Raw genomic sequence first — 20,670 nt, 5'->3', positions numbered from 1 at the left:
GGCAAGAGGAGCTGACAGTCAGGTATGCAAACGCGCCGGATAACCGGCCAGGATCAAGTCAGGCGCGCCAACGCCAGCGGGCCAGGGCCTTCATGACTTTCATCCAGAGTTTGCGAGTGACCACCACGATGGCGTTTCCAGAAGAGGATTGAACAGCATCGGGCAACGTTATCTCAGCGGCCGGGTCCAGGCAACCGGGAATTAACAGGCGCAGGTCGTCGATCACCAGCGAGGGAAACTCTTCAGCGATCGGCCGGCCGTGGTTGTAGCCATAACTCAGCGCCACGCACTTGACCCCCGCCGCTTTCGCCGCCAGCACATCGCTGCGCGAGTCGCCGACAAATAACGATTGGGAGGCCGGGATGTTGGCCATTTTCATGACGAAGAACAGCGCCGCCGGGTCGGGCTTCTTCTGCGGCAAGGTGTCGCCGCCGATGATCCAGCGGAAGTAGCGGCCGATTTTCATCTGGTCCAGCAACGGCGCGACAAAGCGTTCTGGCTTGTTGGTGATCAACGCCATTTCCACGCCTTGCTTGTGCAGCCACTTGAGGGTCGAGCGCACACCGGGGTAGACCACCGTCAGCGGGTGATTGCCTTCATAGGCTTCGTTGAACAACTCCAACGCTCGCTCGGCCTCGGCGTCATCGACTCCCAGGGCGTCGATGTGATTGGCCAGGGCCCGGCGCACCAGCATGGGCGCACCGTTGCCAACCCAATGGCGCACCGCCTCGAGGCCGGCAGGCGGGCGTCCGAGCTTGAGCAGCATGTCGTCCACCGCTGCCGCGAGGTCCGGGACCGAATCGACCAGTGTGCCATCGAGGTCGAACATCACCAGACGCGGCAGGCTGCCGGGGAACAGCTGCTCGAAACCGCTCATGGACGGGCCAGAGCCAGTTCGGCGCGCATTTTTTCGATGACTTCCTTGTAGTCCGGCGCGTTGAAGATCGCCGAACCTGCAACGAAGGTGTCGGCGCCGGCCGCGGCGATCTCGCGGATATTGCCCACGTTCACGCCGCCGTCGATTTCCAGGCGAATGTCACGTCCCGAGGCATCGATCAGCGCACGGGCCTCGCGCAGCTTGTCGAGGGTCGCCGGGATGAACTTCTGACCGCCGAAACCAGGGTTGACGCTCATCAACAGGATCATATCGACCTTGTCCATCACGTACTTGAGTACGTCCAGCGGTGTCGCGGGGTTGAACACCAGGCCAGCCTTGCAGCCGCCCTCACGGATCAACTGCAAGGAGCGATCGACGTGCAGCGTGGCTTCGGGGTGGAACGTGATGTAGGTGGCACCGGCTTCGATGAAGTCGCCGACGATACGGTCCACCGGGCTGACCATCAGGTGCGCGTCGATCGGCGCGGTGATGCCGTACTTGCGCAGTGCCGAGCAAACCATCGGGCCGATGGTCAGGTTGGGGACGTAGTGGTTGTCCATGACATCGAAGTGCACGATGTCGGCCCCGGCGGCCAGGACGTTGTCCACTTCTTCGCCCAGGCGGGCGAAGTCGGCGGAGAGAATCGACGGAGCAATGGCGAAGGGCTGCATGACGCACCTGTTTTGAGCGAAATCGCGATGGCGCGCATTGTATACCTCAAGGTTTGGCGCGCCCACCGTGGCCGACGATCAATACGCTGCGCGGTAGATCTTCTCGATATCAGCGACGCTCAGCTTGCGTGGATTGTTACGCATCAACCGCTCGATCCCCGCAGCCTCCACGGCCATGGACGGAATCACGTCCTCGGTGACACCCAGGCCGCTCAAGCCCTTGGGGATCTCTACGGCGCTACACAACGCGGCCATGGCCTTCACCGCTTCGTCGGCGGCTTCAAGATCACTCAAGTGGCCGGTCTTTATGCCCATCGCTTCGGCAATATCCCGCATGCGCTCCACGCAGGCCATTTTGTTCCACTGCATGACATAGGGCAGCAGCAAGGCGTTGGCGACGCCATGGGACACGTGAAAGCGCCCGCCCAATGGATAAGCCAGCGCATGCACCGCGCCGACCCCGGCATTGCCGAACGCCATGCCGGCCATCAGGCTGGCGGTTGCCATATCCTCGCGGGCCTGCAGGTGAGCCGGGTTGGCAAAGGCCTTGGGCAACGCGCGGCTGATCAGTTTGATCGCACCGATGGCCAGGGCATCGGTGATCGGCGAGGCATTGAGCGAAAGGTAGGACTCGACAGCATGAGCCAGCGCATCGACACCACTGGCCGCGGTCACGCCGGGAGGACAGGTCAGGGTCATCTGCGGGCTGACCAGCGCCACGTCCGGCAACAGATAATCGCTGACAATGCCCTTCTTCAATTGTGCAGCCTTGTCGGAAAGGATCGCCACGTTGGTGACCTCCGAGCCGGTCCCCGCCGTGGTGGGAATGGCAATCATCGGCGGGCCCTTGCGGGGGACCTGGTCGACACCGAACATGTCCTGCAGCTCGCCGTGATAACCGGCGTAGACGCCCACGCACTTGGCAATGTCGATGGCACTGCCACCGCCGAGGCCGATCAGGCCATCATGGCCGCCGTCGCGGTAGGCCTGCATGCAATCTTCGACGATGGCGATCTCCGGGTCCGGCATGACCCGGTCGAAAATCTCGTAGTCGCGCCCGCCCAAGTGCTGCAGGGCCAGGTCCACGGTGCCGGACCGGACCAGCGCGGCGTCGGTGACGATCAGCGGGTTATCCACATCCAGCCGTGTCAGCTCGGCCGCCAGTTGCTCAATGGCAGCAGCACCGGTGATCAGTTTGTGGGCGATCTTGAATGAGGAAAGACTCATGTGCACGGCCTCTTGTTCGAATATGGGCTGGCACAAGGATAGCTCGGTATTGCGGATCGTGAATACGCCGCAAGTCCTTGTGGGAGCGAGCCTGCTCGCGATAGCGGTGGGACATTCAACATAGAGGCTGAATGTCAGTCCGCTATCGCGAGCAGGCTCGCTCCCACAGAGTACTCAGGCTTGGGTGGTACGCAGTTTCTCGCTACGCCCACGCAACCACTCCAGGGTCAGCAGCAGGATCACCGAGAAGGCGATCAACAGCGTCGCCGCCGCCGCGATGGTAGGACTGAGGTTTTCGCGAATGCCGCTGAACATCTGCCGTGGCAGGGTGGCCTGCTCGGGGCCGGCGAGGAACAGGGTCACCACGACTTCATCGAATGAAGTCGCGAAGGCGAACAACGCCCCGGAGATCACACCCGGAGCGATCAACGGCAAGGTCACCCGACGAAACGCCGTCAATGGCGAAGCGCCCAGGCTGGCGGCGGCTCGCACCAGGTTATGGTTGAAGCCCTGCAAGGTCGCCGAGACGGTGATGATGACGAACGGTACGCCAAGCACCGCGTGGACCACGATCAACGAGATAAAACTGTTGCCCATTCCCAGCGGCGCGAAGAACAGGTAGCTGGCCACGCCGATGATCACCACCGGGACCACCATAGGTGAAATCACCAGCGCCATGACCAGCGCCTTGCCCGGGAAATCGCCACGGGTCAGGCCAATGGCCGCCAGCGTACCGAAGACCATCGCCAGCAACGTGGCAGCCGGGGCCACGATGATGCTGTTCTTCAACGCCCGCATCCACTCGGCCGAGGCGAAGAAGTCCTGATACCAGTGCAGCGAAAAGCCCTGCAGCGGATACACCAGGAAACTGCCGGAGTTGAACGACAGTGGCACGATCACCAGCACCGGCAGGATCAGGAACAACAGAATCAGTCCGCAGAGCGTACGCAAGCAGTAGAACCACACCCGTTCGACGGGAGACATGTAAGGACTCAGCATTTCGATCTCCCCTTAGCTCAGGCGCAGGCGACTGGCGCCCACCAGCCAGCTGTAAATCAGATAAAGCACGATGGTCGCCAGCAACAGCAGCCCGCCGAGCGCCGTGGCCATGCCCCAGTTGATGCTGGTGTTGGTGTAGAACGCGACGAAGTAGCTGACCATCTGGTCGTTCGGGCTGCCCAGCAACGCCGGGGTGATGTAGTAGCCGATAGCGAGGATGAACACCAACAGGCAACCGGCGCCGACACCGGCATAGGTCTGCGGGAAGTACACCCGCCAGAAACTGGCAAATGGATGACAGCCCAGGGAAATCGCCGCCCGCATGTAGGTGGGCGAGATGCCCTTCATCACGCTGTAGATCGGCAGGATCATGAACGGCAGCAGGATGTGGACCATCGAAATGTAGACACCGGTACGGTTGAAGACCAACTCCAGAGGCTTGTCGATGACGCCCATGGCCAGCAGGGCACTGTTGATCAGGCCTCCGGATTGCAACAGCACGATCCACGCCGCCACCCGCACCAGGATCGAAGTCCAGAACGGCAGCAGCACCAGGATCATCAGCAGGTTGCTCTGGCGCGACGGCAGGTTCGCCAACAGGTAGGCCAGTGGATAAGCCAGTACCAGGCAGATCGCGGTGATGACCAGGCCCATCCAGAATGTACGGGCAAAAATGTCGAGGTAGATCGCCTGGTCAGGTGTGGCCGGGGCCAGTTCGCCGAGGTCGTCGATGCGATGATCGACGGACGCCAGCAGGTAATAGGGGGTGACGTTGCTGGTATTGCGGCGGATCACCTGCCAATACGCAGGATCGCCCCAACGCTCATCGAGGTTTTCCAGTGCTTCTTTATAAGAAGGCGGCTCGCTGGCAAATGGCAACGCACGAGCGGTCTTGGTCAGCAGGCTGCGATAGCCGGCCGATTCCATGTTCAGGCGCTTGGACAAGTCGCCCAGAGTCTGATTCTTGCGCGCTTCGGCCAGGTCTTCACTGGCGGCCTTGTACACCGGTTCCCCAGGTAAACCGCGCCCATCCCACGCTGCAATAGCAGCCACGGTACGCGGCATGGTGCCGACCACTTCCGGGTTGCTGACGCTTTTGAACAACAGCGCCACGATTGGCACCAGGAACACCAGCAACAGAAACAGCACCAGCGGCGCGATCAAGGCCTGGGCCTTCCAGCGGTTGACCCGCTCGGCGCGCTTGAGCCGCTGCTTCAAGGTGGGGCTGGTGCCCGCGTTCAGTGGAACGGCGATGGCCATGGCGAACTCCGCAAATCTTTTTTTATCGTTACAGGGACGGTGTGCCGCCCCTGTTCTTTTGAAACACCCGAGACTGACGTCCTGTGGGAGCGAGCCTGCTCGCGATGGCTGCGACGCATTCATTATCGATGTGTCTGACAGACCGCTATCGCGAGCAGGCTCGCTCCCACATGGACCCTATCCAGCCTTCAGCGGGTCGGGTTACTTCGCAGCCCAGGAGTTGAAGCGCTGTTCCAGTTGCTCACCGTTGTCAGCCCAGAAGCTGACATCGATCTGTACCTGGTTGGCGATGTTTTCCGGGGTGGTCGGCATGTCTTTCAAGACATCCTTGGACAGCAACGGTACTGCCTGGGTGTTGGCCGGGCCGTAGGCGATGTTTTCCGAGTAGGTCTTCTGCTGCTGTGGCGCCACCGAGTAGGCGATGAATTTCTTCGCCGCTTCGGCGCGGGTCTTGTCCAGGCCGCGCGGGATGGCCCAGGCGTCGAAGTCGTAGATACCGCCGTTCCACACCACTTTCAGGTTGCTTTCTTTCTGTACCGCGGCGATCCGGCCGTTGTAGGCCGAGCTCATGACCACGTCACCGGAGGCCAGGTACTGCGGCGGCTGTGCGCCGGCCTCCCACCACTGGATGTTCGGCTTGAGTTCGTCGAGCTTCTTGAACGCGCGATCCTGACCATCCTTGCCAGCCAACACCTTGTAGACGTCTTTTGGCGCGACACCGTCGGCCATCAAGGCGAATTCCAGGGTGTACTTGGCGCCCTTGCGCAGGCCACGCTTACCCGGGAATTGCTTGGTGTCCCAGAAATCCGCCCAACTGGTCGGCGCGGTTTTCAGTTTGTCGGCGTTGTAGGCCAGGACGGTCGACCATACGAAGAAGCCTACGCCGCAAGGCTGGATGGCGCCCTTGACGTAGTCTTCGGTCTTGCCGAACAGCGCCGGGTCGAGTTGCTCGAACATGTCTTCGTCGCAACCACGGGACAATTCAGGGGACTCGACTTCAACCAGGTCCCACGAGACGCTCTTGGTGTCGACCATGGCCTTGACCTTGGCCATTTCGCCGTTGTACTCGCCAGCCACGATCTTGCCGTTGCCGGCCGCTTCCCACGGTGCGTAAAAGGCTTTGACCTGAGCCGCCTTGTTCGCCCCGCCAAAAGACACCACGGTCAGGTCCGGGCCCGCCGCCATCGCGCTTGCCGCACCCATCATGCCCAGGGTCAGGGCGGTGAACTTCAGGGATCTCAACATTTATTGTTCTCTCCACATGCAGGGTTGGTGTGTTGATTACAGCAGGGGGGCGATCAATTCGCCTCTAGAAGTGGGTCGAGCGCACGCACGTGCTCAACCTGCCAGCCAAGCGGAACCACGTCTCCGACGGCCAGCTCGGGATCGAGCTCGGCAATCGGCTGTTTCACGAAGAAGTCGTTCTTGCCGCAGACTTCCAGGCGAACCCGGACGTGGTCGCCCAGATAGATGAATTCCGCCACCCTCCCTGAGAAGCGGTTGACACATTGTTCGCTTGCGCCGTTGAGGCTCACCCGCTCCGGACGGATCGACAGGGTCACCGGCTCGCCAGGCTTGCCGACATTGACCGCCAGTGCCTCGACCTTTTCGCCACGGCCCAACTCCACCAGGCAGCGATCGCCGGTTTGGCTGTGCAGGCGACCGCTGAGACGGTTGTTTTCGCCAATGAAGTTGGCGACGAACGTATTTTTGGGTTCTTCGTAGAGCGTGCGCGGCGGGGCGATCTGCTGGATTTCGCCCTGATGGAACACCGCCACGCGGTCGGACATGGTCAAGGCTTCGCCCTGGTCGTGGGTCACATAGACCACGGTCACGCCGAGACGCTGGTGCAGGTGTTTGATTTCCATCTGCATGTGTTCACGCAGTTGCTTGTCCAGTGCGCCGAGGGGTTCGTCCATCAGCACCAGTTGTGGCTCGAACACCAGCGCCCGGGCCAGGGCGACACGCTGCTGCTGGCCGCCGGACAATTGCGCCGGGTAACGCTGGGCGAAGGTGTCCAGCTGGACCATGCTCAGTACCCGTTTGACGCGGTCGCTGACATCGCTCTTGTTCAGGCCACGCACGGTCAATGGGAACGCCAGGTTCTCGGCGACGGTCATGTGGGGGAACAGGGCATAGTTCTGGAACACCATGCCGATGTCGCGCTTGTGGGGCGGCACATGGTTGATGGCACGGCCGGCCAACTGGATTTCACCGGCGGTTGGGGTTTCAAAACCCGCGAGCATCATCAGGCTGGTGGTCTTGCCGGAGCCGGACGGCCCGAGCAAGGTCAGGAATTCGCCTTTGCGAATGTCCAGGTTGAGGTCCTTGACGATCAGGTTCTCGCCATCGTAGCTCTTTTGCACACCACGAAAGCTGACCAGCACATCACTGGTCCCCGCGCTTGAATCGACCTGGCTCATACCCGCACCTTTTGTATTGATGACTGCTTGTGAATCAAGCCTAGTGGAGCCTCGTGCCCACGCAAATCGGGGCGCAGGAGAGAATCGCCTCAGGCGGATGGAAGAGTCGGGGTAGGGATCGCCCTACAAGGACGGCGGGATTGGATAAAAGCGTCGGGGCTTTTGTGATAAACGCTGAAATTGCGTGCTCTGAGGCATGTCGCAAATGGACATGCCAACTCGAGCGCCCTGTGGGAGCGAGCCTGCTCGCGATGACGGCGGCACATTCAGCATTGATGCAAGCTGACCCACCGCTATCGCGAGCAGGCTCGCTCCCACAAAGGATCTGTGGCGGGCCTAGAGCAACTTATGCTCCATCGCATACTTCACCAGTTCCGCCAGCGAAGTAATGTTGAGCTTCTGCATCAAGCGCGCCTTGTGGGTGCTGATGGTTTTACTGCTCAGGGCCAACTGCTGGGCGATGTCGTTGACGTTGGCACCTTGGGCAAGACGTTCGAAGACCGAGAACTCGCGCTCGGACAGCAGCGAATGCAACGGGCGCGCGTCGGTCAGGCCGACTTCGAACACCATGCGGTCGGCCAGGTCCGGGTCGATGTAACGACCGCCTGCCGCGACTTTACGAATCGCCATGAGCAGCAATGCCGGGTCGCTGTCCTTGGTCGCGTAGCCAGCCGCACCGACCTTCAGCGCCCGGGCCGCCATCTGCGCCTCGTCATGCATCGACAACACCAGGATCGCCGGTGGATTGTTCAGCGCACGGATTCGCGGGATCGCCTCCAGGCCATTGACCCCCGGCATGGAAATATCCAGCAGCACCACTTCGCAGGGCACGTGCCGCAGGGTTTCGAGCAACTGCTCGCCGTTGCTCGCCTCTCCCGCCACCACCAGATCCTTTGCCAGGCCGATCAATTGTTTGATGCCTTCACGGACGATGGTGTGGTCTTCGGCTACCAGTACACGGATCACGTTCTTCTCCAGATTCAGAATCCAATCGCGAGCAGGCTCGCTCCCACATTAATGTCCACATAGCCCTGTGGGAGCGAGCCTGCTCGCGATTGGCCCGCCCAGGCAACCCACCCATCAGCCATCATGCAACGGCACCCATACCGCCAAGGTAGTCCCCTCCCCCGGTTCACTTTCCAGGGACAATCGCCCGCCCATGATCAGTACCCGTTCGCGCATCCCTACCAACCCAAAAGATGTCGGCCGACCTGTATCGGCAATAAATCCTACACCGTCATCACTCACGATCAGACACAATTCATCGCCTTCGCAAACCAGCGTCAACTCCACGGTGTGCGCTTGGGCATGACGCATCACGTTGGTCAGCGCTTCCTGGAGAATACGGAACAGGCCGATCGCCTTGGCATCGCTTAAGGGCGGCAGATTGTCGGGCACCTGCACCAGACACGGGATCTGCGTACGCGCCTCGAAGCGTCGGGCCTGCCATTCGATGGCCGAGGCGATACCGGCATCGAGAATAGGCGGTCGCAACGCCGTCGCCACATCTCGCACCAACTGGAACAGCTGAGCGATCAGACGCTTCATGCTGTTGAGTCGCTCCTGCAGGCCGGGGTCCAGTTGCGCATAGGCCAATTCGCACATGGAAGTCTCCAGCTTCAACACCGTCAACATCTGCCCCAACTCGTCGTGGACTTCCCGGGCGATACGGGCTTTTTCCTCTTCCCGCACACTTTCCAGGTGCGCCGACAATTCGCGCAGTTGCTCCCGGGAGCTGGCCAGCTCCAGCTCGATACGCTTGCTTTCGGTGATGTCCCAGACAATGCCGTCCCAGACGTAGGCGCCATCCTCGAGACGCCGGGTGATTGCCTTGATCTCGGCCCAGCGCTCCCGGCCTTCACGGGTCAGGATGCGCCCCTGCCACGACCAGTCACTGTCGCTGTCCAACGCCTGGTCCTGGGTACGGTGATAATCGGCCTTGTCCTCCGGATGCACCAGGCTGCGCAGACCGGTGTCGCTGCGAGCCAGGGTCGCGGGGGAGTAACCCACCAGGCTTTCGCTGCCTTCGCTGATGTAGGCAAAATCGATCTGCCCGGTCACCGGTGCCCGTTCCAGGCGAAAGACCAGGCCCGGCACGTTGGCCGCGATGCCTTGCAGACGCGCTTCGCTTTCGCGCAACGCCGCCAGCGCGCGGCGGCGCTCAGTCACGTCGTTGAGGTAGACCACCAGGTATTCCGCATCACGGAAACGCAGGAAGCTCAGGGAAACATCGGCCGGCAGGATACTGCCATCGGCCCGCACGCACTCGGTCTCGAAGCTCTGCGGTCCGTCCTCGCTGGCCCGGGCGCGCTTCCACAGGCTCAACCAGCGATCCATGTGCAGGCCCGGCTCGAAATCGATCAAAGGGCGCTCGATGATCGCACCGGGTCCATAGCCAAGCATGGTTTCAGCGGCGCGGTTGGCATAACGCACATGGCTGTCCCAGTTGACCCAGAGAATGCCGACCGTACTTTGATCGATGGAAAACTGGGTGAGCCGCAGCGCTTCTTCGCTGGCGGCACGCTGGGCGATGTCTTCACGCGCAGAGCGCAGACGACGCTCCAGCCCACGTTGCTGGCGACGCTGCCAGAATACGATGGCGATGGCGCTCAATAGCAAGGCCAGCATCAACAACGTCAGGTTCTGCCAGAACCCCGGGGTTTCGGTCAGGCGCGGATACTTGGGCTTGAGCCAGCGGCTGTGCAATTGCTCCAGTTCCCTGGCGGGAATCGCCTGCAGCCCCTTGTCGACGATCTCAGCCAGTTCCGGCCAGTCCCGACGCGTAGCGACCCGCAGCAGTTGCGGCAGCCCGATGTCACCGACCACCGCCAACTCGGCGAACTCCGGCTCGACCATGAGCCTGCCCAACTGCGCCTCGTCGACCACCGCGTATCGGGCCTGCTGAGTGAGCAGCAGTTGCAGGGCCTCACGTTCCATCGGTACGCCTTGCAGATTCAGCATCGGATAGGTGCCATGCAGGTAATCCGCCGTGGCGCTGGGCATGCGTACCGCGACCCGGACCTGGGCGCCGAGCTTTTCCAGCTCCACGCCCTCGGCGCTTTTCTGCTCACCGACAATCAACTGCGGCACGCGCATGTACGGATCGGAAAACAGCCAGAGCCTGAGTCCACCCGGGGTCTGGGTCAGGCCCGGGGCGATATCCACCTCACCGTCGCGCAGCGCGGCCTCCAGTTGCGCCACGTCCTGGAAATTGCGCCAGGTCAGCTCGACATTCAACATCTTGCCCAGCCACTGCATCAACTCGACGTTGGTGCCGGACAGGCGTTGCAGACGCCGATCGTACTGCGCATACGGCGCCTGCAGGACCAGGCCAACCCGCAGTTGGGGATGTTGTGTCAACCATTGGTGTTGTTCGGCACTCCATTGCACGCCATGGGCTGAAGGCGCGGGCGCCGCCCACGTCATCAAGGGAAGCCATAAACAGCCGATAACCCACAGGCAGCAAAAACGCATCATTGAACTCTCATGCACTGACAAATACTGACCAACCCATTAGGCTGCCGGAAATACTTCTGGCCCTGGAATATCCGATGCCCTTTGTCCACCGCCTGGCATTGCCAGCATTGTGCCTGTCGCTGATCCTGCCGAGTGCGTTTTCTGTACAGGCTGCCGAACCGGCGCCTGCCGTGACGGATCAACCCACCGAGACAAAACCGCTCGAGCGCCAACCCCTGCTCGAGCGTAGCCAGGAAGAAGCGGCCGCGCTGGAACGAAAAATCCCGCCACAGGAACAACAACAGCTGCAGACCGGTAGCGATACCTTCCTGGCTCTCTGGAAACCGGCCAACACCAGTGACCCCAAAGGCGCGGTCATCATAATCCCTGGGGCCGGTGAAACCGCTGACTGGCCTCAAGTCATCGGGCCGTTGCGTAAAAAACTGCCCGATGTCGAATGGAACACCCTGAGTATCACGCTGCCAGACCCACAAGGCGATGTCATCGCACCGCGCGCAGTGGAAACCCCGCCGCAAACCAAACCAGCCGACATGGCTGCCGCTGCCCCGGACGCTACGACTGCGGCGCCGATCGAGCAGGTGGCCGGTGGCGAGGCAGACGCTGTCGACCCGGTCGTCGCCGAAGCCGATGAAGAACATGTCAAGGCCGACGCCGAACGCATTTTCGCCCGCATCGATGCGGCACTGGCCTACGCCGAGCAACAGAGCTCGCGCCGCATCGTGCTGTTGGGCCACGGCACCGGCGCCTACTGGGCGGCGCGCTACCTCAGTGAAAAACAGCCTGCGCAAATAGAACGTTTCGTGATGGTCGCCGCGCAGTCCCCGGTTACCGCCAAACCTGGCCTGGCCGAACTCACGCCGACCTTGAAACTGGCAACCGCCGATGTCTTCTACGTGGACAAACCGCTGGATCGCAACGCAGCGCTGGAACGTCTTCAGGCGAGCAAACGCCTGAAGGGGTCGAGTTTCAGCCAGGTTTCTCTCAAGGCCTTGCCCAATGCGGCGGCGCAGCAGGAGCAGTTGTTTCGACGGGTTCGAGGGTGGTTGAACCCACAGACTCCCGGTGAATGAGGCTTACCCGGTGCTTTCGCCAGGCACCGGCTCGTGGCGAGGGGATTTATCCCCTCGGGCGGCGAAGCCGCCCCAGGGCCTCTCCACTATTTATTCAACGACACTAGCGAAAATCCCGTCGTTCCCGAATCAACCGATAAGCGTTATGCAGCTCCCGGGTCTTGTCCGTGGCCTCGCGCACCTGCAAGGGCGTCGCGCCGCTACCGGCAATTTTGTCCGGATGGTGACGGCTGAGCAGCCGGCGATAGGCCCGCTTGATCTGCGAGGGTTCGGTGGTGGCTGACACCCCCAGCAAACGCAACGCTTCCTGATAGGTCACGCCGCTGTTGGGCAGCGACGGCTTCTGTGGTTCGTAATCAATCGCCAGCGCCTGGACCTGCTGGGGCGTCCAGCCCAACCACTTGCCCCACTGGATGAGCAACTCGCGCTCACTGGCGCCAGCCCGACCATCAGCCCAGACCATCCGCCAACAGGCCCGCAATACACCTTCAGCTGCATGAGGCTGGGTGGCGAGACGGCGTAGATAACCGCGCAAGCGGTCGTTTCCGGACTTACCTCGGTTGAATGCCGCAATGGCCCGGCGTTGTGCCGGCTCGCTCAGGTCCAGCGCACGCATTTCCTGGCGAGCCTGCTGGATGTGACCGTCGACCACCCGACCATCGATTTTCGCCAGTCGCCCCAACAAGACAAACAACAGCTCGTCGTTGCGCAACGCCGGACGACCGCCCAGACGCTCACGTACCTGTGCCCAGCCGTGCAGGTTCAGGCGCCGGTCCAGCGCCTGTCCCAACAACGCACCGAGCATGGCCCCCGGAATGCTGGCTATGGCAAAGCCCGCTCCGGCTCCTATCAGAGTCCCTGGCCACCACATATCAACGGCTCGCTTCTATCAAGGTTTCGACTTGCATCAAACGTTCGTGGGTTCCCACATCGACCCAGTGCCCTTCCAGGCGCTCGCCACTGACTTGCCCCTCTGCCATGGCTCGGCGCAGCAGCGGTGCGAGCTTGAACGCGCCATCCGTGCAGCCCTCGAACAACCTTGGGTGCAGGACGGCAATGCCGCTATAGGTCAGTTTGTCGGCAGCCGGCTCCCCTTCGTGAACCTTTCCGTCGGCCAGGATGAAATCACCGCCTGGGTGATGTTCAGGATTATCCACCAGCACCAGGTGCGCCAGCCCTTCAAGCGGCCCACGCAAGGCACTGAAATCGTAATCGGTCCAGATATCGCCATTGACCACCACGAACGCCTCATCGCCCAACAGCGGCAAGGCCCGGAAAATCCCACCGCCGGTCTCCAGCGGCTCCCCTTCTGGCGAATAACGAATCCGCACGCCAAATCGCGAACCGTCCCCCAGATGATCCTCGATCTGCTGACCGAGCCAGGCATGGTTGATCACGATATCGCTGAAGCCGGCCGCGACCAGCGCCTGCAGGTGATATTCGATCAATGGAATGCCGCCGACGCGAATCAGCGGCTTGGGGGTCGTCAGGGTCAAGGGGCGCATGCGCTCGCCCTTGCCCGCCGCCAGGATCATCGCCTTCATACCGTCGCTCCGGCCGGACGAGGCAGGCTGGACAACAAGGCGTGCAACTGCGCCAGTTCAGGACGACGAGCAATGACGGCTTCTATATAAGCGAAGAAGCGCGGTACGTCGCCCAGATAACGCGGCTTGCCATCACGATGGCAGATGCGCGCGAAAATTCCGATGACCTTGAGGTGGCGCTGTACCCCCATCAGATCGCTGGCCCGCAGGAAGTCTTCGATGTCCGGCTGGACGGGGATGCCGAGCGCACTGGCCTGCCGCCAGTAATCCTCCAGCCAGCCACGCACGCGCGCCTCGGGCCAACTGAGGAAGGCGTCCTTGAACAGGCAGGTCACGTCGTAGGTCACAGGACCGTAGACCGCATCCTGAAAATCCAGCACGCCGGGGTTCGGTTCGCTGAGCATCAGGTTGCGCGGCATGTAGTCGCGATGCACCAGCACTTTGGGCTGGGCCAGGGCGCTGTCGATCAGCAGGTCGCTGGCCTCCTGCCAGAGCCGTTGCTGTGTCGAATCGAACTCGATGCCCAGCTCGCGCTTGACGTACCACTCGGGGAACAGTTCCAGTTCCCGACGCAGCAATGCAACGTCATAGCTGGGCAACGGCGCTACCATCGGCAATTGCTGGAAAGCCAGCAGCGCCTGCAGGGCATCACGGAACAAATCGTCGGCATTTTCCCCATCGATCACGTCCAGATAGGTCTGGTTGCCCAAGTCATTGAGCAAAAGAAAGCCGCTTTCGAGATCTTCTGCATAAATTTTCGGCACGTTTATTCCGGATTTCGCCAGCAAAAACGCAATATCCACGAAGGGTTTGCAGTTTTCCTGGGGTGGCGGCGCATCCATCACGATCAGGCTGCGGCCCTCGCCTTCCCAGCGGAAATAACGCCGGAAACTCGCGTCGCTGCTGGCCGCGGTCAATGTGGCCTGGGGGACGGGGCCCCAGCCTTGTGCAGTAAAAAGGATCGGAAGTTGCTCATCGAGCCAAACTTTCAGGTGTTGCAAGCGTACATCTTGGTCGGGCATTGCAAGGGTCTCCGACGGCCCTAGCCGTCAAGCGGGTCATGCTTTATTATCCAGCATCTTTTTCAGACCATCGAGAGGCGTGCGGCCCACACCGCGGGCAGATGGCACGCAGGAAGCCCGGACTAATAAGATGGCATTGAAATCCCCCGCGTTTCGTAAAAAATTTCCGTTGCTGGTCACCGGCAGTCTGCTGGCCCTGCAACCCCTGGCCTCTTCATTCGTCGTCGCGGCGCAGCAGTATGACTGCTCCGTCTCCGCTTCGGGTGCCTGGGACTGTTCCCCCAAGACCCCGGCCGCCGCATTGCCGCCACGTCCGGTGCATGAAGGCAGTGCCGTTGCCGACAGCGGCGACGCTGCAGCCGGCAGCAGTTCGGTTGAAGCAGCCGGCGACAAGCCGGTGCTGGTCACCGAAGCCAAGGGCCGCGGCCTGAAGTCGCGCAGTGCAGACTACAGCCACCTGGACTGGGTTCCACGGGAGAACCTCACCCCTGCGCAATTGGCCGAAACCGGACCTTATTGCTCCGGTGCCTATATCGAGCCGACCCGTCCTGGCATGAATGACAAGACGGCCAAGAGCGACGCGCCGACCTTCCTCGGCGCCAAGGCTTCACGCTACGAGCAGGAACAGCAGGTGGCGACCCTGGCCGGTGACGTGGTCATGCGTCAGGGCAGCATGCAGGTCGAGGCGGACGAAGCCAGCCTGTACCAGGCCGAGAACCGTGGCGAGCTGAGCGGTAACGTACGGGTTCGCGACAATGGTGCGCTGATTGTCGGCGACCACGCCGATGTCCAGCTGGACACCGGCGAAGCCAAGGTCGACAACGCCGAATACGTGATGCACAAGTCGCGCATCCGCGGTAACGCCCTGTACGCCAAGCGTGCCGAGAACGCGATCATCCGCCTCAAGGACGGCACGTACACCACGTGCGAACCGAACAGCAACGCCTGGACGCTCAAGGGCAACAACATCACCCTGAACCCGGCCACCGGCTTCGGTACCGCGACCAACGTGACGCTGCGGGTCAAGGACATCCCGGTCCTCTACACGCCTTATATCTATTTCCCGATCGACGACCGTCGCCAGTCCGGCTTCCTGCCGCCCACCATCGGCAGTGGCAGCGACACCGGTTTCATGTTGGTTACCCCGTACTACTTCAACCTGGCGCCGAACTACGACGCCACGTTGTATCCCCGCTACATGGCCAAGCGTGGCCTGTTGATGGAAGGCGAATTCCGCTACCTGACCAAGTCCAGCGAAGGTCAGTTCGGCGCCGCGTACCTCAACGACGAGGACGACGACCGCAGCAAGCAGACCGACTACAGCAAGACCCGCTACATGTACAACTGGCAGCACAAGGGCGGCCTCGATTCGCGAGTGCTGACGGAAGTCGACTACACCAAGATCAGCGACCCGTATTACTTCCAGGATCTGCAGACCGATCAGATCGGTGTCGAGTCCAGGGATTACGTGAACCAGCAAGGTGCTGTCAGCTATCGTGGCGACACGTATACAGCACGCTTGAACGTCCAGGCCTATCAGATGGCCACGATCTCGAATATCACGCCTTATGATCGACTGCCACAGATCACCTTCAACGGTGCATTACCACAGCATCCTGGCGGCCTGGATATTGCGTATAACACCGAGTTTGTGCGGTTTGATCGTGATTTGAGGAGCGGCAACTACACCGATCAAGACGGCATATCCTCTCCATTCCTAGACCGCAACGTCTCGGGCTTGGCACGCGCTACTGGCGACCGGATGAACCTGGCCCCAGTCATCAGTCTGCCGATGAACGCGAGCTATGGCTTCATCAAGCCATCGCTCAAGTACCAATACACCCAGTACGACCTGGATCTGGACAATCGCGGCAAAACCGATATTGCCAACCAAAATGCTGAAGGCGACCGTCTTCTCGGCACGTACAGCCGTAACCAGAGCCGTGGCGTTCCAATCGCCAGCATCGACAGCGGCTTGTACTTTGATCGCGACACCCAGTGGTTCGGCAAGAACTATCGCCAGACCCTGGAGCCGCGCCTGTACTACCTCTATGTGCCGGAGAAAGACCAGAGCGACATACCGGTCTTCGATACCAGCGAAAGCACCTTCAGCTATTCGTCGCTGTTCCGGGATAACCGCTTCACCGGCTCCGACCGTGTCGGCGATGAGAACAAGTTGTCCCTGGGTGTCACCAACCGCTGGATCGAAGAAAATGGTTTCGAACGCCAGCGCATCAGCGTTGGCCAGGCCTTCTACTTCAAGGACCGCGAGGTTCAACTGCCAGGTATCGATTTCAAGACTCGCGAAGATGCGCACTCCAGCGTTTCCCCTTACGCCCTGGAATACGAATACCGCTGGAACCGCGACTGGCGCACCACCGCCGACTACAACTGGGACCCGGACACCCATAGCCCTCGCTCGGGTAGCGCGATGTTCCACTACCAGCCGGAAGACAACCCGAACAAGGTCATCAACGCCGGTTATCGCTATCGCAATGACCTGGTCCGCTATGACCAGACCACCGGCCGCTGGCAAGTGGGTGGTGGCGACTACGGCACCCCGGGTACACCTGGGTACGTGAAGGACTATTACAAGATCAAGCAGCACGATTTCTCGGTCATCTGGCCGATCGTTCCACAGTGGAACGCGATCAGCCGCTGGCAGTATGACTACAACCGCAATCGTACCCTGGAAGCCTTCGGTGGTTTCGAATACGACAACTGCTGCTGGAAACTGCGCCTGATCAATCGTTACTGGGTTTCCTATGACGAATTCAGTCAGGAAGCTCCGCAAAACGAAAAAGGCGACCACGGCGTCTTCCTCCAAATTGTCCTGAAGGGACTCGGCGGCCTCACCGGCGCCAAGGTAGAGAGCTTCCTCGACAAAGGCATCCAAGGTTATCGTGAACGTGAAGACCAAGCTTTCTGATTGTCTGCGCCCGCTGATGCTGGGCGCGCTGTTCCTGGGTACCGCGGCCAACGCCGCGGTACAGTCCATCGATAAAGTGGTGGCCATTGTCGATAACGACGTGGTCATGCAGAGCCAGTTGGACCAGCGCGTCCATGAAGTGCAGCAAACCATCGCCAAGCGCGGCGGCGGCCTGCCACCGCCGGGCGTGCTGGATCAGCAAGTGCTTGAGCGCCTGATCGTCGAAAACCTGCAATTGCAGATCGGCGAACGCTCCGGTATTCGCATCACTGACGAAGAGCTGAACCAGGCCGTCGGTACCATTGCCCAGCGCAACAACATGACCATCGAGCAGTTCCGCGCCGCGTTGGCGCATGATGGCCTGTCCTACGACGACGCCCGCGACCAGATCCGCCGCGAGATGATCATCAGCCGCGTGCGCCAGCGCCGAGTGGCTGAACGCATCCAGGTTTCCGAGCAGGAAGTGAAGAACTTCCTCGCTTCCGACCTGGGCAAGATGCAGCTTTCCGAAGAGCTGCACCTGGCGAACATCCTGATTCCCACCCCGGAAAGCGCCAACTCCGAAGCGATTCAGAGCGCTTATCGCCAGGCAATGGATGTCTACCAGCAGCTCAAGCAAGGTGCCGACTTCGGTCAAATGGCCGTCGCCCGCTCGGGCAGCGAAAACGCTCTGGAAGGCGGCGACATGGGCTGGCGCAAACCCGCTCAGCTGCCGCCTCCGTTTGACCGCGAACTGAGTGCCATGGCGGTGGGTGACATTACCCAGCCTGCCCGTACTCCCGGCGGCTTCATTATCCTGAAGGTGCTGGAGAAACGTGGTGGCGGCGCGCAGGTGCGTGACGAAGTACATGTTCGCCACATCCTGATCAAACCCAGCGAAATTCGCAGCGAAGCCGAAACCAAGCGTCTGGCGGAGAAGCTCTACGACCGCATCGAAGCAGGCGAGGACTTCGGCGAACTGGCGAAGAGTTTCTCGGAAGACCCGGGATCGGCCCTCAACGGTGGCGATCTGAACTGGGTTGATCCAAACGCGCTGGTCCCCGAGTTCCGCAAGGTCATGGCCGAAACACCACAAGGCCAACTGTCCAAGCCGTTCAAGAGTCCTTATGGCTGGCATGTCCTGGAAGTCCTTGGCCGTCGCGCCACCGACAGCACCACCCAGGCCCGCGAACAGCAGGCAATGACGGTCCTGCGCAATCGCAAGTACGACGAAGAGCTGCAAACCTGGCTGCGCCAGATCCGCGACGAAGCCTACGTAGAAATCAAACTCCCTGGTGCAGACCAGGCAGCGCAGTGAAACCCAAGCGTTTCGCGCTGACGCCCGGCGAGCCTGCCGGCATAGGTCCCGACCTGTGCCTGTTGCTCGCCGCGCAGCCCCAGCCATATCCCCTGATTGCCATCACCAGCCGCAACCTGCTCCTTGAGCGGGCTGCGCAGTTGGGCGTGGCCGTCGACCTGCTTCCAGTGACACCGGATGCCTGGCCGGACACCCCAGCGCCGGCCAACAGCCTGTATGTCTGGGATACGCCCCTGGGCGCCCCGGTCGTCACCGGACAACTGGATAAGGCCAACGCCAGCTTCGTTCTGGAAACCCTGACCCGGGCCGGCCAGGGCTGCCTGGATGGCGCTTTTGCCGGCATGATCACCGCGCCGGTACACAAGGGCGTGATCAACGAATCCGGTATCGCCTTTTCCGGGCACACCGAATTCCTCGCGGACCTGACCCACACCGCACAGGTCGTGATGATGCTCGCTACCCGTGGTCTGCGGGTGGCCCTGGTGACCACCCACTTGCCCTTGCGGGACATTGCCGACGCCATCACCCCGGAGCGCCTGGAGCGTGTCACGCGGATACTGCACGCCGACCTGCAGGAAAAGTTCGGCATCGCCCACCCACGCATCCTGGTCTGCGGGCTCAACCCCCATGCCGGTGAGGGCGGACACCTGGGCCGCGAAGAAATCGACATCATTGAACCTACATTGGAGCGCTTGCGCAGCGAAGGCATGAACCTGCATGGCCCGCTGCCTGCCGACACTCTGTTTACCCCCAAATATCTGGAGCACTGCGACGCGGTGCTGGCGATGTACCATGACCAGGGCCTGCCCGTGCTGAAGTACAAAGGCTTCGGCGCGGCAGTCAACGTGACCCTGGGCCTGCCGATCATCCGCACTTCGGTGGACCACGGCACCGCCCTTGACCTGGCCGGCAGCGGAAAAATCGATACCGGCAGCCTGCAGGTCGCCCTGGAAACCGCCTACCAGATGGCCGAGACCCATTTATGACCGAGCAATACCAACACCGTGCGCGCAAGCGTTTCGGCCAGAACTTCCTGCATGATGCCGGTGTGATCGATCGCATCCTGCGCTCCATCAATGCCAAGCCCGACGACCGCATGCTGGAAATCGGGCCGGGCCAGGGCGCCCTGACCGAGGGTCTGCTCGGTAGCGGCGCGCAACTGGACGTGGTGGAGCTGGACAAGGACCTGGTTCCGATCCTCAATCAGCAATTTGCCGGCAAGAGCAACTTCAACCTGCATCAGGGCGACGCGCTGAAGTTCGACTTCAACAGTCTGAATGCCGCGCCGAACAGCCTGCGGGTCGTGGGTAACCTGCCATACAACATCTCCACGCCATTGATCTTCCACCTGCTGAGCAACGCTGGCCTGATTCGCGACATGCACTTCATGCTGCAAAAGGAAGTGGTCGAACGTCTCGCCGCCGGTCCTGGCGGTGGTGACTGGGGACGCCTCTCGATCATGGTCCAGTACCATTGCCGTGTCGAACACCTGTTCAATGTCGGCCCTGGGGCCTTCAACCCGCCCCCCAAAGTCGACTCGGCCATTGTCCGCCTCGTCCCCCATGCGGTGCTGCCGCACCCGGCCAAGGACCATCGTCTGCTGGAACGCGTCGTACGCGAAGCCTTCAACCAGCGTCGAAAAACCCTGCGCAATACGCTGAAGTTGCTGCTCAGCAGCGCCGAAATCGAGGCCGCGGGCGTCGATGGCAGCCTGCGCCCCGAGCAACTGGATCTGGCGGCCTTCGTGCGCCTGGCCGACAAGCTTAGCGAACAGGCTGCACCAAAAGCCGAAGCCATCTGACGGACAATCGCCGTCTCGGGTAGGATGCCCCTCTGGTTTACTACCCGATACTTGGCCTAGACTGATCCCTTCA

General features: G+C 61.4%; 17 protein-coding genes. 5 read left to right on the top strand and 12 right to left on the bottom strand.

Annotated elements, in window-relative coordinates; genetic code table 11:
• Positions 1–58: 58 nt before the first annotated feature.
• From ACODTO_RS19290 to ACODTO_RS19250, 9 genes are all read right to left on the bottom strand, one after another.
• Positions 59–877: a phosphoglycolate phosphatase gene (locus ACODTO_RS19290; protein ID WP_489106914.1), complete on the bottom strand. Its 819-nt coding sequence runs from the start codon at positions 875–877 to the stop codon at positions 59–61.
• Positions 874–1,548 carry a ribulose-phosphate 3-epimerase gene (rpe, locus tag ACODTO_RS19285; RefSeq protein WP_041023607.1) on the bottom strand — a complete coding sequence of 225 codons (675 nt, stop codon included), beginning with the start codon at positions 1,546–1,548 and terminating at the stop codon, positions 874–876. The genes ACODTO_RS19290 and rpe overlap by 4 nt, the downstream gene beginning before the upstream one ends.
• Positions 1,549–1,626: 78 nt before the next feature.
• Positions 1,627–2,775, bottom strand: coding sequence for an iron-containing alcohol dehydrogenase (locus ACODTO_RS19280; protein WP_489106913.1), 1,149 nt, complete (start codon positions 2,773–2,775; stop codon positions 1,627–1,629).
• 174 nt (positions 2,776–2,949) lie between these two features.
• Positions 2,950–3,774 (bottom strand): ABC transporter permease, encoded by an 825-nt coding sequence (locus ACODTO_RS19275; RefSeq protein ID WP_041023958.1) that lies wholly within the window; start codon positions 3,772–3,774, stop codon positions 2,950–2,952.
• Between the two features lie 12 nt (positions 3,775–3,786).
• Positions 3,787–5,034: an ABC transporter permease gene (locus tag ACODTO_RS19270; RefSeq protein WP_175362418.1), complete on the bottom strand. Its 1,248-nt coding sequence runs from the start codon at positions 5,032–5,034 to the stop codon at positions 3,787–3,789.
• Positions 5,035–5,235: 201 nt separating this feature from the next.
• Positions 5,236–6,279, bottom strand: a complete 1,044-nt coding sequence (locus tag ACODTO_RS19265; protein WP_047702277.1) for an ABC transporter substrate-binding protein — start codon at positions 6,277–6,279, stop codon at positions 5,236–5,238.
• Between the two features lie 53 nt (positions 6,280–6,332).
• Positions 6,333–7,457, bottom strand: a complete 1,125-nt coding sequence (locus tag ACODTO_RS19260; protein WP_139640577.1) for an ABC transporter ATP-binding protein — start codon at positions 7,455–7,457, stop codon at positions 6,333–6,335.
• A 336-nt stretch (positions 7,458–7,793) separates the two neighbouring features.
• Positions 7,794–8,423: a response regulator gene (locus ACODTO_RS19255; RefSeq protein WP_041023954.1), complete on the bottom strand. Its 630-nt coding sequence runs from the start codon at positions 8,421–8,423 to the stop codon at positions 7,794–7,796.
• Positions 8,424–8,537: 114 nt separating this feature from the next.
• Positions 8,538–10,934 carry a PAS domain-containing sensor histidine kinase gene (locus tag ACODTO_RS19250; protein WP_139640581.1) on the bottom strand — a complete coding sequence of 799 codons (2,397 nt, stop codon included), beginning with the start codon at positions 10,932–10,934 and terminating at the stop codon, positions 8,538–8,540.
• 74 nt (positions 10,935–11,008) lie between these two features.
• On the opposite strand from ACODTO_RS19250, the gene ACODTO_RS19245 reads away from it, so the two are divergent.
• Positions 11,009–12,004, top strand: a complete 996-nt coding sequence (locus ACODTO_RS19245) for an alpha/beta hydrolase family protein (RefSeq protein WP_139640583.1) — start codon at positions 11,009–11,011, stop codon at positions 12,002–12,004.
• A 103-nt stretch (positions 12,005–12,107) separates the two neighbouring features.
• On the opposite strand, the gene ACODTO_RS19240 is transcribed toward ACODTO_RS19245, so the two are convergent.
• From ACODTO_RS19240 to ACODTO_RS19230, 3 genes are read right to left on the bottom strand one after another with little or no spacing between them, the layout of a single operon-like run.
• Positions 12,108–12,875, bottom strand: a complete 768-nt coding sequence (locus tag ACODTO_RS19240) for a TerB family tellurite resistance protein (RefSeq protein WP_139640585.1) — start codon at positions 12,873–12,875, stop codon at positions 12,108–12,110.
• Position 12,876: 1 nt separating this feature from the next.
• Positions 12,877–13,548, bottom strand: coding sequence for an N-acetylmuramate alpha-1-phosphate uridylyltransferase MurU (murU, locus tag ACODTO_RS19235; protein WP_139640587.1), 672 nt, complete (start codon positions 13,546–13,548; stop codon positions 12,877–12,879).
• Entirely contained in the window at positions 13,545–14,570 is a 1,026-nt protein-coding gene (locus ACODTO_RS19230; protein ID WP_139640589.1) for an aminoglycoside phosphotransferase family protein, read from the bottom strand. The genes murU and ACODTO_RS19230 overlap by 4 nt, the downstream gene beginning before the upstream one ends.
• A 130-nt stretch (positions 14,571–14,700) precedes the next feature.
• On the opposite strand from ACODTO_RS19230, the gene ACODTO_RS19225 reads away from it, so the two are divergent.
• Genes ACODTO_RS19225 through rsmA form a run of 4 tightly spaced genes read left to right on the top strand, consistent with a single transcriptional unit; the run spans position 14,701 to position 20,597 of the window.
• Positions 14,701–17,499 (top strand): LPS-assembly protein LptD, encoded by a 2,799-nt coding sequence (locus ACODTO_RS19225; RefSeq protein ID WP_175384782.1) that lies wholly within the window; start codon positions 14,701–14,703, stop codon positions 17,497–17,499.
• A complete protein-coding gene (gene surA, locus ACODTO_RS19220; RefSeq protein WP_139640593.1) occupies positions 17,480–18,796 on the top strand; it encodes a peptidylprolyl isomerase SurA in 1,317 nt (438 codons plus the stop codon). The genes ACODTO_RS19225 and surA overlap by 20 nt, the downstream gene beginning before the upstream one ends.
• Complete coding sequence (gene pdxA, locus ACODTO_RS19215) at positions 18,793–19,782, top strand: 4-hydroxythreonine-4-phosphate dehydrogenase PdxA (RefSeq protein WP_175362411.1); 990 nt, start codon at positions 18,793–18,795, stop codon at positions 19,780–19,782. Before surA ends, pdxA begins: the two co-directional genes overlap by 4 nt.
• The gene (rsmA, locus tag ACODTO_RS19210; protein WP_139640597.1) at positions 19,779–20,597 is read left to right on the top strand and encodes a 16S rRNA (adenine(1518)-N(6)/adenine(1519)-N(6))-dimethyltransferase RsmA; all 819 of its coding nucleotides are present in this window, start codon (positions 19,779–19,781) and stop codon (positions 20,595–20,597) included. Before pdxA ends, rsmA begins: the two co-directional genes overlap by 4 nt.
• The last annotated feature ends 73 nt before the right edge of the window (positions 20,598–20,670 follow it).

The organism is Pseudomonas sp. FG13 (genome assembly GCF_057809755.1).
Note: the sequence above shows the minus strand (reverse complement) of the source record. Positions and strands in the feature narration are given on the sequence as shown.